Below are 17,776 nucleotides of genomic sequence, written 5' to 3'. Positions count from 1 at the left end.
CTCACCCTTGACCAAAGTGCGTCGTCGAAGGAACGAGGGATGTGTCGTCATCTCAACCTGCCCCTTCAGGTCATTAAGCATCAAGCCAAACGTGAACTCGTTGATTTCTTCAGCGGGATGGCCAGTTGCGCGCCACAGCCGACGTGCTCAGCCCTTCGGCACCTAACCTAGCGAAAGTCTTCGGAGTATTCGTCTCCGTCTTAATTAGTGGCTTCTTTGTGGTATACACCGCCGGCGAGGCGGCCGGGCGGTACAGCAATTAAGCGGTGACCGACCTCTGCAAGAGGCAGCTCGAAATGTGTCAACGTGAGCTAACCGGCGCGCGCGTGCAGATTACAGCTCTTAAATTGGATTTACAGCGTAGAAAGGATGCTACGTTTAATGGGATCAACTGACCACCTCTAAGGTGGCCAGTTGATCCTGATCCTTACGATCTCATTAGCGCTTCAGGGGTGTGCTTCCTTCAAGCAAAGCCTTAACTTTCTGATGCGCACCGGGCATATCTGATCTGAGCAAATACTCATTCAGAGCTAGGTGGCCATTGACGTTCTCCGCTGTAGCCACGGTATGTGCAAGAGCGGGGGTATGGATGAGCCCTGGGAAACAGCGGACAGCTAAACTGCGACCGTTTCGCTGTACCAGCATCGGTACCGCCTCTACTGCGTTGAAGAAGCACTGGAAACCGTCAAGCTCAAGGCTTGCGCGCAGTTGCGACAGTGTATGCCACTGCTTATCCAAGGATGCACAACGAGGCTCAGTACCATCCACTGCATACCTCAACAACATTGCACCGAGATTTCTGTCGAGCCGATGCTGCAAATGTTGATTATGGAAGTGATTGAGACATTCGGTACAAGACGTTTCGCAGTCGCAGTTCTCCAACAGTTTACAAGTTTCCTTGAGGATCTCGGTGATGTGTCTAGCGGCAATTTCTGCGTAACCTGCTCCTCCCGATAGGGTGTCGTAGAGGAATACTTCCAGTATCCGTGCCTCACCCTGCACACCAGGGTCGATTCTGAAGCCAGAACCGAACTCAGATGGATCGAGGTCTAGTTGCGGGTGACGGCTTGCTGCCAATCGCAGCGCCTCCGCGATAGAATGCAAGGCATCTTCAAGGATGTGCAGTACTACGACCTCGGCGGTCTTGCTGACCAGTGGCGCTTCTACCTTCAACCTCAGTAACAGCAAGTCGGTCTTGAAATCGTGACCAAGCAAGACCCTCTCAAACCTACCGGAGCATAGATCTCGCGTGCCTTTCTGGCTCAGCAGCTTGTAAGGGCGCTCATGAGCGCCGACATGAGCGTTGCGATCGAACACCGATGCGTGACCACATTCAACACACACCGAGAAGCCACCCAACTCGGCGCCCTCGAGACCCCGGTTGACCGTCACCAAAGTCTGGTTTGTCGCATGGGTAAAACTGGCTTTCGGCCCGCAGGTTTGGAACGTCAATTCATCCGGGTTAACGGGCTGCGGGAATTGGGCCATGGTGGCGAAGGTGATCTCCTGCTCACGATCGTTCTCCGGTAGATCATCTGCATTTTCCGGACCGAACACTTCCGGAAGAATCATCGTCTCCGTAACCAACTCGCCACCGCAAACAGGGCATGGTCCATGACTTCCCACCGCTGAGTTTGGGTTCCGCACGAAGGAGCAGGTCTTGCAGTGAACATGGCGCTTAGCCTTTTTGAACAGTGCCGCAGCGCGGTTGATCACATTTCCGGGCAGGTCAGCGAATACACCGCCCGATCGATAGGTATGCCGATCGATGACTATGAGCCGCCCCGGTGCATATTCGCTCAGCGCTTTTGAAATAGATTGTTGCGGACGTTGAACCGTCTGAATTTCCGGCATGCCATTGACCCTAGCAATGTTTTCTACCAGGAAACTGCACAAATCTGTGGGAAACGCATACGTGGGTAGCAAACTATGGTGGAACAAAAACTCGAGCAGTTCCTTTTGTTCTATTTCAGATGTGGAAGCCTTACTCTCATCGTCATGGGCATCATCCGCCGCCGCTTCACCTTGATCTTGCTCATTGATCACTCGTTGCGGTAACTGTGCCGCCAACTCATGCAGCTTGTGCATCAGCGCGCTCGCAGTGTCCTCCAGCCATTCCGCCAAGGTCAGACCTTGCGTATCGAGATTCGGCGGCAACCAGGCCAGGACCGAGCTTTTTAATGGCGCGCTATCTTGGAGGAGCTTGCTTGAAACCCAAGACTTGAATCGCTCCAGATTGAGCCCGGAGTCAGTGCCGGCGAAAAAGAAATCATGGGTCGAGCCCAGCGCCTTTTCCAGAAGCGCGGTCTTGGGCTTAGATACCAACGGATTTTTCGCCATGACTTCGTGAAAGAATGTCTGGAAAAGGTATGCATGAACATGACGACGGGCTATTTTCTCATTGTCCACCTTGATTTCTGGCGTTCGCGGCGGTCCGGAAACGATATGCCGCGGATTGAGGAAGTAGTGGCTGTCATGAGGCCCGTTCTGCGAGTAGGTGACCACTGTGGAAACAGAGGAACCACGGCGCCCAGCCCGCCCCGCGCGCTGCTGGTAATTTTCGCGTTGAGGGGGCACGTTTCGTAGTGCAACCGCAACTAAAGAGCCTATGTCGACGCCTACCTCCATCGTGGTCGTGCAACTGAGCACATCGATCGGACGATCCTTGGCATCAATTAGAACGTCTTGGAACCTCAGTTCATAAAGCTCTGTTGTCGCATGAACCTTGCTGCGATCGCGATTCGACAACTGAGCTGTATGTTCTTCCACGTTGAGATTGGTGAGCCTGGCCCCCGGCTGTAGGGCTTCGCGGACCGGTTCGCGCCAAAGCCCCTTGCGAGCAGATAAGTACTCACTCGTAGCAGGATCCACACGCGTGGCACGATCACTCCCGCATGCGAGACAAATTCTGCCGGCCAGCGCAAGTGGCGAGACTGCGGTACATTGGCCACACTGAGCCCAAACGTGCTCAAGGTCTATGATCAGGCTAATTGAGTTGGGCGAAAGGAACCACGTGCCGTTTTCCTCGTCTGCAAGATGGTTGCGGAAAGTTGCCTCGATAGTTTCAAGCGCCGACAGACTGCCGGGTAAGTGGGCCGCTAGCCCCTCTCTCAGCGCCTTGTCAAACATACCGGTGCTGCCCCACGGTGATTTTACGTAGCCTGCCGCTTTATAACGTAGGTAGCGATCAATTGATTTATCAAACGCAAATTCCTGCAGTAGCGTTTCTATCCAGCCAATCGCGAGCGCTCGCAGATCTTCATCCGCGAGCGAAATGCCCGCTGCACTAAGATCCTGCTTTATTTTTTTACGTTTGGCCTCGACTGGCTCGACATAGCCAATGGTTGTACCCGTCAGAGAGTAGTAACTGCTACACAGTAGCTTGAGCAAGGCAACGCGGTAACGTGGCGGCAGTTCTGGGGGCAGGCCGTTCTGTTGAAGTGCCTCTTCCAAGTCAGCGTCGCAATCGCGTTTGTAAACCGCAATGGCGTCGGCAACCTTGCGTGCATCAATTCCATCAAACAGCGGCAAGTCGAACTCGGTGAGAACAGCTAAGAAGCCGGTGTAAAGCACTTGCGTAGGCCGCGGTTCACGAGAAATGTCGCGCAGTTTATGACAGGCCAAGGCTATCGCTTGGCGAAACACATCCAGTTCGATATCGCGTGGAATGTCCCTCGCCAAGCGGGCCGCTTTCTGCCGACCGTCCGAAAAGATCAGAACTTTTCGTCCGCCGTTGGGGTGACGGGCGTCCACTACCCTGCTCTCTGGCTGTCTGGCCATCTGAGTACGAACCAAGGTAGTGAACGGTGCCTCCCCCTTGGTGATGTGGTCCATGATCTTTGAGGGTTCATCCCTACCGTTGCGGACCTTTCGCGTGCAAACGGGACAATTGTCGAACGTAATGGCCTCGCCAGCCGGTGGCTTATCCGGCACTCGAACCCTGCGAAATCCTTCAACACCTTCTTGGCTGGTGGAGCTCATGATGCCCGTCGAAATATGCAGCCACTTGTCGCGATGGCGGCTTCGTGGGTGAGTCGTTTCCTCGACGAAAATGTCCACCGGCATCAGTGCCGCTGTACCCGCTTCGGAGAATGGACCATTGGGTTGATGCCAAACGAAATCCATGTCTTCGTTCACGTAGCCGCGAATGAAGGCAGCACCGCAATCGCGGTGGGTCAGAAACTCAAAAACACGTCCCTTTGACTCGCAGCTACATTGTGTGGAGGGTTTGGTGTGCAAGCGACCCAAGATGGTTGGGCCTTGGTGCTCGCCTTGTCGACTGGTACAGCCGGGATCAACGCATGCATAAAGTCCCGGTAAACCTCGATGAAACAGGTGCAGTCGGGTCGGCAACAATACTCGGCCGTCTGTGTGTCGTTGAGCATGGCTGCCCAACGCTAGCAATGCATCGGTGGCTTTATCCGCAGTTGCTAACGGAGCTTCATCAAATAGCTTTCTGCCCAGGTCATCGAGTTTTTCCGCTTTACCTGACACCAACTCGATCAGCTTTTCCAAGGGGGCGAAGCCGGTCAGGTTATTAAATAGCCAGTCACGCAGCGCAGTGTGTAGCGTGCCTTGGAACGTGGGCCAGCCGAGCTTTTGAGCCAGGTCGTTCAGCGCTTGGGTCGCCGCCGGGAGGTCGTTCGCCACTCGCTGAAATGCAGGCAGATCCAAGGAAGCCAGCGCCCGCACGTGCAAATTGGTGACGTTGCGATCAAGGGATCGTGGTTCATGAGTACCTTGAATCACTCGGATTTGGCGCGGGGAGGTATCAAGTAAACCCGTCAAATCACGGGCAAATCGCTCTCCATTAGCAACTGCAGTATCCTCGCTTCCTAAGCTGGCACTAGTGAGAATGCAGCGCATACGCTCGCGTGGAATGTCCAGGCGGGCACACAGCCGACGGATCAGCAGCGCTACCTCAGCGCCACCTGCTCCGCGGTACATGTGCGCCTCGTCCAGGACCAGGATAAACTCGTTGCGAACGTCAGTTTTCAGCCAGTCCTTGGTCTGCTCGAAGATATCGCGCTCAATGGGGCGCATTAGCATGTATTCGAGCATGGAATAGTTGGTGATCAAGAGCTCGGGGCATCGCACCTGCATCTCGTCACGTGTCATCAGCTCGCGGTCGCCGGATTGAGTAAGCAGGCGACCCTTCCAATTTTTCGAGATGAACTGTTTGCCTTGCCGCTTACCTGAAGCCCATGTCTTGGTCTGCACCGAGTCATCGTCATAAAAGCCAACCAGATCCTTACTCGGCCAGCGTCCGATCCGCGCCAGTTCGCCCTGCACTGAAGGGATTTTGGCGACTTTCTGATAGAACTGCTCGAACAGCGGCTTGATAAAGCGCTCATCGCGGCCACTGTCCCGCTTACCCGGATAAGGCGTGCGTCCCGTGTAGCTACCAAATCGAATGGGGAATGGCCGGTCTTGCCGGAGGATGCCCGCGGCATCGGTGTCGCCGAAAATGCGACGGATTCGCGCCAATTGATCGTTGACCAAGGCGTTCATGGGGTACAGGAGCATGGCCCTGCAACCTGGCATTGCGGCGCAGGTGGGGCGCTCGGCCCCCTCCACCGCCAACGAGCCAATGACTGGCATGAGAAAGCTCTCGGTTTTTCCTGAGCCCGTGCCAGTGGCGATGACCAAATCCGCCGCATCCTCACCCAAGAATGCAGTAAGTGCCTGCGACTGGTGTTCGTACGGGCGAGGATAGAGACCCAATCCCATCGCCGAGAGGTTACTCAATGCCGAAGCCGCTGCTGCTGGTATGGCCAAATTCGTGTAGGTCTCACCTGTTTTGTATACCTGAGTGGCCTCGACGTAGGGGGTCTGTGCGATCGTTTCATTAGCTCGCAGTAAGGCGTGCCGTTCTCTGACCAGTCCTTCATCGCGGATATGGTATTGCGCTTCGATATATTGCCGCAGGCTTTCAGCTAGGCTCTTGGCGGTCTCGTGGACCCCGGCCGCCTCTGCGGTCATCGACGTGTTACTCATCAGATCCCTCCTTGCGCCCGTTTGCGCTCGACCAAAACAATGCCCAGTCCCTCAAGCGCAAGGCGTACGATGGGGAATGTCTCGACAGGTATGACGTGGATTTTCAGCCCAGGATGTTCACCCTCGGCTTTGGGTAACTCCCAACCCAGCAACAGCGCTTTCTCCTGCTCTGGTGGGAGTCGGCGATACGATCTCAGCGTTACGAAACGTGGCGACGTTTCTGTTTCCATCGTGTAAGGGCGGCCAGCCTGAAGATCCAACTGGAAACGCAGGCGGCGAACATCGGCGGCTTCAATTGAAGCCAACTGTTGAAGCCGGCCGGACTGAAACCTACCGATAAAATAATTGACAGTGGCCCCGGTGGGGAACCTGCCCAACAGTTGGCCTGAGGCATTGGGGTGGGATGCCAGCTCAACCCAACGTCCCTGTAGGTACACCGATACGGGTTCTTGCGCCTCAGGGCACGGGATGAAGCGTTTGGTCGCTTGCAGCATAAAGCGTGAAGACCAGTCGGCTAAACCCTCGATGGGCGCACCGATCCAGTCGCCTGGATCGCTCACATCAACCCACCCCTCGCAGAGCGAGGTCGGAACTACACGTACACGCCCGAATGCCTGGGTTTTGGTGCCGCCCGGGAAGCGCGGTGACGGCCCCCCACCCAGCACGACGGCGTTGCCCTCCAGCGCTCTGATTGCGCGAGGCGGAGGAGGCAGCCACCCTTTTTCGACCCGGGCCAAATCGCCTATCTGACCTAGGCTTTCCAGGACGCTCAGTACCCCTGGCTTGGAATCTGCGTCCTCCAGTATGTCTGGCCACATCGGCGACAGATGCTTGCGGACCAGGCTGGTCAGACTGAGCGATGCGGCAGGCGTCCATGCCCCACGTCCATCTGTAGGCATCGAGCACAGTAGACAAGCAGATCGTAGACACTCTGCGATGGCGGCAAGCCTCAGGCCTTCGCCTTGGCTGGTGCAACCCAGGCCGATGGCCACGATTTTTTGTGCCTCGTCTGGGGACACCGCCTGCCATTTCATCTAGGCGCCCTCTAGGTCGGCCGTTTCGACCTGGTACTGCGCAATGATCTGCTCCGCCAGGCGAGTCAAATCGGCGATGGGGCCGCCGGTGGCTTTTGCCCAGGGCAGCGCCCAATGCATCAACATGGCGTGCAGGTCCTCGGCTTCGCTACCACCCGGTGCGGCCCGGATGCGGAGGTAAATCCGTTCAGCGCATCGTTTCCACAAATTGCCCGGCTGGAAGTCCGCCTCCTTGATCAGCGCCTTCAATTCCGAAACGAGACTGCCAGAGATATCGCTGGCAAAACCCTCAAGCTGATCCCATGAATCGCACATAAGGTGGCCGTACTTTAGACCTATCACGCGGGAGGTCACCCCACGCATCGGCAGCACGTCGGTGTCGAAGACCGGGCCGAGTTCGGCAAGGGTGCCACCTTCGGGAAACGCTGCAGGGCCCTGCGCCCAAGAAGCGATCAGTGCAAGGCGGGGATAGGCTGACAAGCCCAACTGACGGCGGGTGATCGCATCGCGAACGGTGGAGCCGTACACTTCGAAAGCGGAGCGATTGGCCCCTTTCAGAGTTAGGCAATCCGAAGTATCGCCCACTAAATCCAGGCATTCTGCCGCGGCCTCATCCGACACCAAACCAACAGGCACACGCCACTCATGACAAACTGGCCCGCCCACGGCCGCTGCCACAGCGTCGGCCGCCACGTCCGCCAAGGATCCGGAAAATTGGATCAACTGTCCGGCAGCTAGGGCAGCCAAGATTTGCCGGGCAACAGTCTGCGCTGCGCCCTTGACAACACTGCAAGCTTGTAAGTTGTTCGAGATCAGCTCACACGCAGTCTCTACGCTGTGGATCTCGACAACCGGGCCCTGCGCCTCTAACTCGAACAGGCGAATCTGCGACGTGGGGGGCGTGTTGTTGCGCGCAGTGCCGAGGTTGCTTTGCATTGCTTCTTGGCGCTCAGACAGTCGCACAACCGCTTCAGTGGTCTCGACCCATGCTTTTTCACGTGCGGCGAGCGCGCCAAGCTGGTCGCCGATAGCAACCAACTTCACCACTGCCTCATCCCAGCCGTCTGCTCGGCGAGCCAATACTTCAACCGCCTCGCGCAACGATCGCGCGTGCTCATCGGCTGCTTTGGCCGTTGCATCTGCGTGCTGAGCATTCTCTTTCAATGCTCTAAGCGTCGAAGCCAGTTGCTCATCAGCGGCAAGCAGCCGCTCCGTCAGGGCGTGCAGTTCGACCAAGTCATTCGTCGAGTGTACTGCGCGATCGCTGACATCAGTCACGTCCTGGATTAAGTACTCGACCTTAGAACGCAAGGACTCAATCGCCGCGGCAGCCTCCTCAGTATCGGCTTGCAGGACCTCAATACTGTCCTCAATCATTCCGACACGATTCGGTAAGGCGTCAAGCAGTCGATCACGCGCCACCGTCGACGCGGGCCGGAATTTGCCCAGCATTATTTGGTTATCGTCGTGATCAGCGAACCCACTGAACACCATCAATCGCTCTACCATCTCGCGCGGGGCATCCGGGAACCGCTCTACAAGGTCGGTGAGAAAAAGAGGGCCGGCGTCATCAGCGGACGGCAATTTGTCGCCTGCGGGGAAGTCGCTATGCAGATGGTGTCTCGCCCACGCTACCCAGAAGTTGGCGAAAGTCTTCCAATCGGTTTCACCTTTCGCGCCGCCTTGTGGATGCAAAAGATGACTAATGAGTCGTTTCTGTTTCGCTTTGAACTCTGCTGGCGAGCCGCTGCGAAAACCGTCAATCGCGGCTAGGCGGCTATAGGAGGATTTCCGATAGCTATGCGGGACTTCCTCAATGAAATCGGTCAGATACTGTTGTTCGAGCGCCGAGATTCGAACTCTTGCCTCCTGGCTGTAGTGATAACTCATGGCGAGACACTTTTCCCTGTTGGTTTGATCTCAAAACCGCAGGCGATCACGTCCCTGATCAGGGCACGGTAATGCGGGATGAGCGCGGGTTGTGGATTGATAGTGCCGATCGCGCGCACAAGTTGAGCATCGTCGGCGTCAACGCAGATCGGCGTGCAGTTTTGCAATTGTGAGATAAAGCTCCGTACTCTCAAGCGAATTTCCGCCCCCAGAGCTGGGGCGACGACATCTGAAATGCGCGGCTCGCAGCCGTTCAGACGCAACCTGCCGAATCCTCCAAAGTCGAGGTCGACGTGGCATGTTGCATCTGTTAGGCAATCAATAAGGGTTGCCTGCAGTTCAGGAAATAGCAGGCGCTGATCCGGGCAATGGGGCGCGCCCAGGTCGCTGGTAGACAGTTCGTACTGGATGCCGGTCGAAGCTCGCGCTGCGTAAAGCAAACCACCTGCGCCTGGAGGGAGAGCCATGTACTCCAGTTTCATCTGGTTCTGCCTGGCCAACTTGAGATAGTCCTTGCAGCGATCCCTGCCGAAGGGCACTACCAGGCGTATACCAGCGGGGTTGGTAAACGCCATTTCCACTGCCGGCAAGTCGGCCACAGTGTCAACCAGGAACGTCGTAGACAGAAGTTTCTCAATATCATCCGCCCCGGCTTTGGCCACGCAAAACTGCTGAAGGCTGTCCGGTACTAGGGCAAACAATGCCGTATCCCGCTCCACCCCAGTTGCAAATAACCGCTGTTGACCGCCACGCAACAGCATGATGGGGCCGGCGTCGTTCTGCCCAAGCGGCATTCCCTTGGCAGCTACAATGAGCGCGGCAGAGGCGGAGCATTCAGTGGAATTCAAACTTGAACTGCGAGTTAAGAACGGCCAGGTAACTGAAATACTTGGCGTCGAGCCGCTGACGGTTAAGCCCGTCAAGGACTCCAGCCATTCAGCACAGATGCTCGACGGCGCTGCAGGCAACGTGACTAACGCCAGATTCCAGCCCTGGCGGCAGACAAATTTGTCGGGTACCAGTTCTTCAGGAATTTTCAGGAGGTCAGGTGCCTTCCACAGCAGTGCATATGTACCTGACTTTCGAAGCTCATGCGCCCGGGGGAAGCCTGCCGCACCATCACCGCCGGAAGCCGTGAACACGGCAGCTCCGAATGTAGGGAGCCCTTGGCAGGCTCGCTCCACGCCCTCGACGAAGTGCCGATCAGGCTTGCCCTGAAAGGATACGATCCGGAAACTCTCTTGGGACAGTTCTGCGGTCACGCGGCGACCTGTCGACATGCCACGCATGTCGATCTCCTGAAGCATGCCATTGCCGACGTCGAGCGTGACAGTCGCCTGGCAAGATCGACATGGCGGTAGCGTCAGTTCCAGATACCATGCAGCGCGGTTTTTCCCTCGCTCGATTTTCAGTCGTAACTCCATGCTGCGCATGGGTCGCGCCGCCAATGCGAGTCCGGCACCGTTCGGTCCGTGGAGACCAGGCACAAAGTTTTCGCACCGTGCTGAGCCAAAGCCTGGCCAGTGGGCAAAACACCTTTTCTGCTTGTTTCCGGCGCGGAGCAATACTTTGGCGCGACAGATCGGACACTTGTAACTGCGCTTGGCCGTCGCCTGGTCTGCTGTCTCGATCTGGTTGGTTATCGTGTTAACGGCATAGTGCACGGCCGGTTCCCTCGTGCCTTAATTTCTGAAAGCGCGTACCGGCCCCTGGTCGAGTTCAATTCTGGGGTGGAGCAACTGCGCTTGGCTACCAAACAAGCTAATCAGATCCGATGATCGCCAGCGCCTGTAGTCCGGCACGCGTGAAGCGCGTGGGATTACCCAGCGCTCCAGAGCCATTCCCGCGATTTGCTTGACGGTTTGGAGGGAACGGATGTCCGGCTTGCCTTTGCCGGTCTGCAAGATCTGGTTGGCATTAGCTGCCAACTGGCAGATAAAAACTTCCCGCTGAATGCCGTGTCGCATCAAGTCATCTTTAAAGCCCAAGGCCTTGAGAGCAGCTCGGGTGGTTCGAAGTCGCCAGTTGGGCCCTTGCCCATAGGCGTGATGATCGGCGTAGGTGTGATCAATGTGGCGTAGATAGTCACGGAGCTCCAAAAACAACCAGTCTGGGATATGGAAATGTCCCCAGCCGCCGGTGTAGCCAATCGACTTGAGGTATTCCGTGCCCTCAAGCCTCAAACGGTTGTATACCGACGATCGCCCCATTGAGGAGGTGGTGATGACAGCCATAAGACGCGCCCGCTTCTCCTCTTGAGAAATAATGCCGGTGGATGCCCCATAGGCATGGGCGAAATCGTTGTACAGGTCACGGCTGCGAAGCAGGCAGGCGATGAGCTTGCCACAGAGCAGGGTGTTGTAAGGCGGGAGCGCGCCTAGGACATAGGCATCCATGATGTTGACCAGTCGCGCGCCGCGATCGTGCGAGTTCCAGCCGATGAACTTGTCACGTACACCCAAATTGAAGACCGGATCGCCCACGGCAATGATACCCATCAGCTTACCGTTGGACTGGTCCCACACCAGGTAGCGCAAGCGTCTGCCAAATCCACTAGATACGGGTACTGACCATGAAAGCGATGCCAGCCTGAACAGGTCACTTTGCCAAGTGCCTGACGAAACCCGTTCCAGCGCAGGCGAAATCTTCTTAGGAATTACCTCAGTGCCGCAGGCGAAATACTGCATCAGCTTCACACCCGCACGGGCGACGAAGTTACTGCTGGCAGTGAGTCGTTCTTCCCTCTGGGCACCATGCAACACCCGAATCGCTTCCTTGTCACTCCCAGGTGCCCGCAAGGCACCTTCATCGGTTCGGGTAAAGCCCAAAGTATGCAGGTGTTCGCGAACTTTTCGCTTGAGGTTTGCTTCCCTCGGGTTCACACCCGCGATAATGATGTTGCCTTGAGGCATCTACGGCTTCCTGCTCATTGTCATGCGGCCTTGAACAATATGACGCTCATCATTTGACGCCTGCCGTGGTTGCTACGCTGGGCAGCGGCAGGAAACCAGAGCTGTGGAGAAATCTCGGCGCCAAAGGTGGAACATCCGTTTCTTCCCTGAACTTTCGTGCCGGCGCTAGCCTAAAGCTTAAAGGTGGCATTACGCCAGCCATTTACAGTGAATTTTGCGGCCTTCTGTCCGGTAGAGCTCTGTCTGCCCTCCCCAGCCGATGTGTCAGCGAGTGCGAGGACTATGGGGGCGATAGGATGCAGCCTCATCGCAATCCGCGGTGACGCCTGTACGGAACTTAATCGCATCGCGGCAGAGGATAAACAGGATCTCTTGCCGGCCGTGCGCTTCACTTGATTCAATGGATGGCGGGTGGTGGGGGCGCCCGGAGGCGCGGGTGCCATCAGCAAAGATCCTTCGCCCAGCTAAGCCAGACCGGCCTGCTGGGCCATCCTACCGCTAGCGATGCGCGCTTGAGCCAATTTTGGCCCTCGGAGGGATGCGCATTTAGCGCTGGGCGTGAGACACCTGTATGGTCAAACGGTGCTTTTTCTGATCCTTCACCAAGGTTTCTGAGCGGGTAATCCTGATGTAATCCCGCAGCGCCAAATAGGCATACAAACCACCGCAAGGCAGGGTCACCACTGCCAACCAAATGAAGCGCGACGGATAGTCCAAGTGACCAGCTAGCAGTAACGGCGAGGCCGCTAAAAACGAAGCGCCGAAATAGCACAGGAGCCAGCCCACCTTGCGCAAAGAGCGAGAAAGCCCTCTGCGGTATTTGGCTTTGAATTGCACTCGCTGCAGCTTGTGATCAATTTCGACATAAGCCCGCGATGCCGCAAAATCTTTGAGTGCGCGGTCCGGCGATGTCAGAGTCAGCAAATATTCGACATCTTCCGGGCAAATGCTGGCCGTGCCAGCAATCGCATACAGGCCACGCTCAACCGCCAACGGATGAAGTTTGTCGCCCCCCTCTGGCACGTACAGGTCTTTGAGAAACTCTTTGGCGAAGCGGTATTCCTCACGGCGACGAGCCTGGCCGCCGAGGGAAAAATCGTGGATTACCTTGGCCGCCGTTAATATTGCGCCCACAGCGGCAATGACTTTGATAAGGGTGCTGATGTCCATGTCGCTTCCTGGAACAAGGCAGTCGTCCGCTGCCAGTAAAATCAAAAAACACACTCTCTGTCTGGGGAGCTCAATCGGTCAGGCGGGCTTGCGCGGCGTACGCTTTTTAATCGACACCGCGCGGGCGGTGCCGATCTGCTGGGCCAGCGCGTCCGCTCGGGCCGTTGCCGCTGCTGACTGTTCCCGAGCGTTGAGTAAATCCTGCTGAGCCAGTTGCAACTGCTGTTGCAATGCATCGATTCGCTGGGTCAAGTCGGCCAGTAAATGTTGCCGCTGCTCCTGCTCACCCTGCAGAACTTGAAGTTGCGTGTGTGCCATGGCCCTCTGTTCGCGCGCTTCGGTCAGCTCAATTTGACCGGCCAGCAGAGTTTGCTGAAGGCCTTGCTGGCGCTGATTGAGGTCCTTGAGCTGTCCCGCGACCACCTTGTGCTCCTCGCGCACCCGATCGATCTCGCGATAGGCCCGGTCCTCCACATCGCGGGTGTACCGCTGCTGCTCCATCCGCGCCTGCTCGGCCTGCTCCCGACTGTTGTGCAACTGCTGCCGGACCTCGGCCAGGTGCGCATGGAATTCGTCACGCTGCGACTGCAACTCGTCGCGTTGCGCGCGCAGATCGTCAATTTGCGTCTGGCGCTGAACCAGCAGTTGCTCCAGATCGGCCAGACGGGTTTCCACGCGTTGCCGCGTGGTGACGGCCTCAGCGGTCTGCTGCTGCGCCTGGACCACCTCCAGGCGAGCGCGGGCTTCCAGCGCCCCCAGTGCTTCGCGCTCCTCGGCCAGCACCTGCCGCTGGGCATCCAGAGCCTGCTCGGCGACACTTTGCGCCATCAGCGTGGCCTGCTGCCAGATGGCCACGAAGGCTTGCGCCACTTCCGTCGGCAAGCCGGGTAGGCGGGTTTCGCCGCGCAGGCGCCCGGCCAGCTGTTCCCACCACTGATCGAGCAAGCCACCGACCCGCGCCGGGCTACCGCGCCCCAACTCTAAGCGTACCCGCTCCACCGTCGGCCGCTCACCACGGGCCAGGACTGCGTCTGCCGCGGCAAACACGTCGTTTTCTGGTACGCCTACTGCCATCCCCTACCCTCCAATCATTTAGGTCTGATAATTAAATCTTATCCGATCTTATTTTTTTAAATCTAATAATATAGTACGTTGAACGTATGAAAAAATACACATCAACTAAATTGAGCTGTGTAAAAGTCTGCTGCGGCGGGTACTGTCTAAACAAAGGAATCGTCGTACCACGGCGCGCGTAGCTGCTGGCGTAGAAGCGCGCGGTCATCGTCACTCAGCAGTGATTGCGAGCCGGCTTCATGCCAATTATGTCCGCGGCGGTCGATCAGGAGTACAAGTGTGCCCCCTGAGAAATTTGACCCTGTGCTAATGGTTGGACGGCGCGAGGACGATCGCGCAGAGAGGTTGTGGTGAAACTGATAACAGTTCGAGACGTACGCCTTGCATCACACGAGGCAGCCACGGAATGGATACAGGCATGCAGCGCTATGTGGAGGAAGGAATGATTTGTTAAATTTGCAACCTGAAGGCTTGAGCCTGATGCTGGGCACTGCTAAGAAGCTTGCTCTCTCTTTGGAGTGGCCAGGGTGAATTTGCAGTGGCTTATTCTGCGAGCCAGACGTTGTGAGGCTCAATACAAGGCACGGGATGATCACGCCGCTGCTGTGCAAGCCACTTGCGAGTCATTTCAACATCGAATATTTGCCCCTGCTCCATCAATGTCAGGATGAGAGCGTCGGCTACACGGTAGCGTCCGCAGGCAGGACAGTCCCGCTCCTCCCAAGGGCCTTCGCATGTAGGTCCAGATGCAATTCCAGCGCAAACCAAACACTTCATAAGCGAACCCCATTCCCGTAGGTTTAATCCATTTTTTACTGAGGAAGGCACGATTAAGCATCGAACGCCTAATTGCATAACTCTGTCGTCGGCCGCGGGTAAGGCACCCAGAGGCAACAACATACCCGTCCGAAGCGCCAGTTGGGGAAAACTCTGAGCCAGACGCCTGTTAACAGAATCCCCTACAGACTTGTGATGCTTACAGACCTGTGTCTAGCGAGGAAACAGTAGAGTAATAGCAGCCCGCCCTCCCCATCCTTCCGGTCCATCGGTTGCACTTTCGACCCAGTAACGCGGTCCGACTTGGATCGTCATGGGCTGGTTGCCAACCTTCAAGAGTTGGGTGACTGTGAAGTTGATTGGAATGGACCATTCATGGCTCTTCCAATTGTACGTCGACTCGCTGTTGATACCGAATGTCGTGAATGTGCTGTTGGTATAGGAAAAGAATGGCTGAAGGAAGGTATGGTTGATTCTTTCTTTGTTATCTGCCGGCGCGGTCTCCAATCCCCACAAATGATTAGCCAGCATCCCGTGGGTCCATCCGTTGGATTGTTTCAGTGCCACGGCTGTAGGTCCCGCAGCCCATTGTTCTGCGCTGAGCAAATCATCACTGCCAGTCGGAAATAGCAGCGCTGGGCCGGCGCCCCAGATCCAACCATTTGACGTTGGCTTTTTCGGTGAGAAGAAAAAGCTTTGCGTAACATCTCCTATCCCGGATTTGTCAGCCCCGCCGCCCCTCACTAAACCGTGCTGATCAATCACCGGCAGGATCGTTCGGGAAATGAGGTTCCACTCCGAATTCAATGAAAAAGGAAGCACGGGCTGGATATTGGTGACGCTATGCATTCCGTCCCCGGAGGGCCCGATTTTTTGATCCCAGTTGTACTGAATGGGTAGGCTATACATGGCCGCGATGGGATTCTGGGCTTTCTTAGCTAGTTCAGAATTGTCATCTGCCTCTGCACTGAAAGGGATGAACGGGACAAGTCCGAGCAGCGACAACCCAATGAGCGTTTGGTGATTCCGCATTTTCAGACTCTCCATGAGCGATCTGCGCGCCGCTGCGCGCTCACTGGGCTAGATGATATTGATTACGGTGTCGCTTGGCTTCATACATCGCCGCATCGGCTGTTTTGATCAGTTCGGCGGGATCCGTTGAGTGGCGAGGCGAGTTTGCAATACCGATGCTAGGTGTCACGAAATCGATGACCAGTTCGCCAATGCGGACTGGTTTACTCAAAACACCGAGCAGTCGCGCAGCCAATCGTTCAGCAGCCTCGACGTTATCGCCCAGCACTAGCAGAGTGAACTCATCCCCCCCCAGTCGAAACGCACGATCCGGCTTTCGTACGGAGTTCTCCAACCGGCGTGCGAGACACACGAGTAACTCATCACCCGTTTCATGGCCGAAGGTATCGTTGACCTGTTTGAAACGATCCAGGTCAACGAAAAAGAGGGTCAAAGGCTGAGGTTGTCCTCCCAGAAGCTCTCTTAGGTAATGGTGGAATGCCTTGCGATTGCCCAGGCCTGTTAGGGCATCATTGTGCGCCATGGCATAAAGCTGATTTTGATATTCCACGTGCGCGCTGACGTCATGCAGAATGCCACGGTATCCGCGGAGGGTCTTCTGCCCATCAACGATTGGGGTAATGCGGGCTTGGTAATGGCCTACGCTACCGTCAGCGCGTCGCAATCGAGCCGACAGTGCCGGGCTTTCGCCTCGCTGCTGGGGATGCAGAATACTGTCCAGCACCTCCTCATTTTCCATCAGGGTGGCAAACGCCATCCCCGATAGGGTTTCGGCTGGGTAACCCACTTGGGAACAAAAGGCAGGATTCATGGACTGCAGGTAACCGGCTTCATCTAGCTCAAAATAGCCTTCCTGGATCTCTGCAAGAATCGCGGCATCACGTGCCTCACTTTGTTCCAGACGGTCCAACGTCCGGTTTGCCTCGCGTCCCAAATCGCCTAACTCATCCTTTCCGCATTCCTGTAAACGGGAGTGCGGATTGCCAGGTCCGATCGTCGCTAGCTCCGCATGCATTTTTCGAATTCGGCGCAGCAGAAATCGTTCCAATCCGAGATGGATTGCTACCCAGGCCAGCACCAGGCTTGCGGTCAGGAAAGCCATAAAAAGATTCAGCTGAGCTAATCCCTCCTGATAGAGGTGCCTATCACGTATCACCCGCAGGCTTAGTTGTGCGTTTCCAAGGCTGTCGTGAAAAATCAGATCCACATTGTGATGGGCGGCGTTCATCACGTGCCGCCTCGAAAGACTCATCTGACTGCTGTCGGAACTACCGAGCATCACAGGGTCGAAGTCACCGGGCGGAGCCCAGATAAGCGCGCCACCTAGCTGCCTTTGCAACTGCTCTACCCGCTCGGCATCGAGCAGCGTTCCTCCGAACAGGTAGCCGGAAGGCGAACCAACGCTAACTAGGAGCATCGGAACGTCTTGCACAGTGATCAGTTGCGCACGTGGGGTTGCGCTCAAAGCCGGGCGCAATGATCCCAGACGATCAACTATGCTCGCTTGAAAATCCATGCTCACTGGATAGACTTCCGAGAGTTTTGAAACCCGTTCAGCGTCCAGGGGATGCAGGACTGTGAACGTGTCTGAGCGGGTTTGGATCAGGAAATCAAAACCCGACGCCCCCAGTTGAAGCGTCGGGCCAGCTCGTTGAATAAAAGTGCTGAGATTGGTTAGCCGGTCAACTTCGCGCTCGAACAGTACATCCATCATCGCCCTCAACCGATTAGCTTCGACCAGGAGCAATTGCTCATCCTCATGGTCTAGCCGGCCGAGCAAGACGTTATGCCCCCACCCCCACATCAAGAACATTACCAACAGCATGGGCGGCGCAAACAGACATAGGAGTTTCTTGCGCAGGCTCATGGCCGGTTCACCAAGACGGCATG

At 56.4% G+C, this 17,776-nt stretch carries 9 protein-coding genes; all 9 read right to left on the bottom strand.

Annotated elements, in window-relative coordinates; all coding sequences use genetic code 11:
• Positions 1–438: 438 nt before the first annotated feature.
• On the bottom strand, positions 439–5,997 hold the full coding sequence (locus APH27_RS06785; protein WP_060484367.1) for a DEAD/DEAH box helicase: 5,559 nt from the start codon (positions 5,995–5,997) through the stop codon (positions 439–441).
• Complete coding sequence (locus APH27_RS06780; RefSeq protein WP_060484366.1) at positions 5,997–7,031, bottom strand: hypothetical protein; 1,035 nt, start codon at positions 7,029–7,031, stop codon at positions 5,997–5,999. The genes APH27_RS06785 and APH27_RS06780 overlap by 1 nt, the downstream gene beginning before the upstream one ends.
• Complete coding sequence (locus tag APH27_RS06775; RefSeq protein WP_060484365.1) at positions 7,032–8,921, bottom strand: hypothetical protein; 1,890 nt, start codon at positions 8,919–8,921, stop codon at positions 7,032–7,034.
• Positions 8,918–10,585 (bottom strand): hypothetical protein, encoded by a 1,668-nt coding sequence (locus tag APH27_RS06770; protein WP_156335860.1) that lies wholly within the window; start codon positions 10,583–10,585, stop codon positions 8,918–8,920. Before APH27_RS06770 ends, APH27_RS06775 begins: the two co-directional genes overlap by 4 nt.
• A gap of 18 nt (positions 10,586–10,603) precedes the next feature.
• A complete protein-coding gene (locus tag APH27_RS06765; protein WP_060484363.1) occupies positions 10,604–11,833 on the bottom strand; it encodes a Druantia anti-phage system protein DruA in 1,230 nt (409 codons plus the stop codon).
• A 546-nt stretch (positions 11,834–12,379) separates the two neighbouring features.
• Positions 12,380–13,003, bottom strand: a complete 624-nt coding sequence (locus APH27_RS06760; protein ID WP_060484362.1) for a hypothetical protein — start codon at positions 13,001–13,003, stop codon at positions 12,380–12,382.
• A gap of 78 nt (positions 13,004–13,081) precedes the next feature.
• A complete protein-coding gene (locus tag APH27_RS06755) occupies positions 13,082–14,077 on the bottom strand; it encodes a DNA-binding protein (RefSeq protein WP_060484361.1) in 996 nt (331 codons plus the stop codon).
• 990 nt (positions 14,078–15,067) lie between these two features.
• Positions 15,068–15,901 (bottom strand): hypothetical protein, encoded by an 834-nt coding sequence (locus APH27_RS06750; RefSeq protein ID WP_060484360.1) that lies wholly within the window; start codon positions 15,899–15,901, stop codon positions 15,068–15,070.
• Between the two features lie 25 nt (positions 15,902–15,926).
• Positions 15,927–17,753, bottom strand: coding sequence for a diguanylate cyclase domain-containing protein (locus APH27_RS06745; protein WP_060484359.1), 1,827 nt, complete (start codon positions 17,751–17,753; stop codon positions 15,927–15,929).
• Between the last annotated feature and the right edge of the window lie 23 nt (positions 17,754–17,776).

The sequence above is a fragment of the Pseudomonas sp. NBRC 111123 genome, from assembly GCF_001320205.1.
In the GTDB taxonomy this organism is placed as follows: domain Bacteria; phylum Pseudomonadota; class Gammaproteobacteria; order Pseudomonadales; family Pseudomonadaceae; genus Aquipseudomonas; species Aquipseudomonas putida_J.
The sequence above is the reverse complement of the archived record's forward strand: the minus strand, read 5'-3'. Positions and strand labels throughout refer to the sequence as shown.

What these genes read in the sequence shown, in the direction of transcription:
- APH27_RS06765 (WP_060484363.1), bottom strand. Translation starts at nt 11,833, where the DNA reads ATGCCTCAAGGCAACATCATTATCGCGGGTGTGAACCCGAGGGAAGCA.
- APH27_RS06785 (WP_060484367.1), bottom strand. Translation starts at nt 5,997, where the DNA reads ATGAGTAACACGTCGATGACCGCAGAGGCGGCCGGGGTCCACGAGACC.
- APH27_RS06775 (WP_060484365.1), bottom strand. Translation starts at nt 8,921, where the DNA reads ATGAGTTATCACTACAGCCAGGAGGCAAGAGTTCGAATCTCGGCGCTC.
- APH27_RS06760 (WP_060484362.1), bottom strand. Translation starts at nt 13,003, where the DNA reads ATGGACATCAGCACCCTTATCAAAGTCATTGCCGCTGTGGGCGCAATA.
- APH27_RS06745 (WP_060484359.1), bottom strand. Translation starts at nt 17,753, where the DNA reads ATGAGCCTGCGCAAGAAACTCCTATGTCTGTTTGCGCCGCCCATGCTG.
- APH27_RS06750 (WP_060484360.1), bottom strand. Translation starts at nt 15,901, where the DNA reads ATGGAGAGTCTGAAAATGCGGAATCACCAAACGCTCATTGGGTTGTCG.
- APH27_RS06780 (WP_060484366.1), bottom strand. Translation starts at nt 7,031, where the DNA reads ATGAAATGGCAGGCGGTGTCCCCAGACGAGGCACAAAAAATCGTGGCC.
- APH27_RS06755 (WP_060484361.1), bottom strand. Translation starts at nt 14,077, where the DNA reads ATGGCAGTAGGCGTACCAGAAAACGACGTGTTTGCCGCGGCAGACGCA.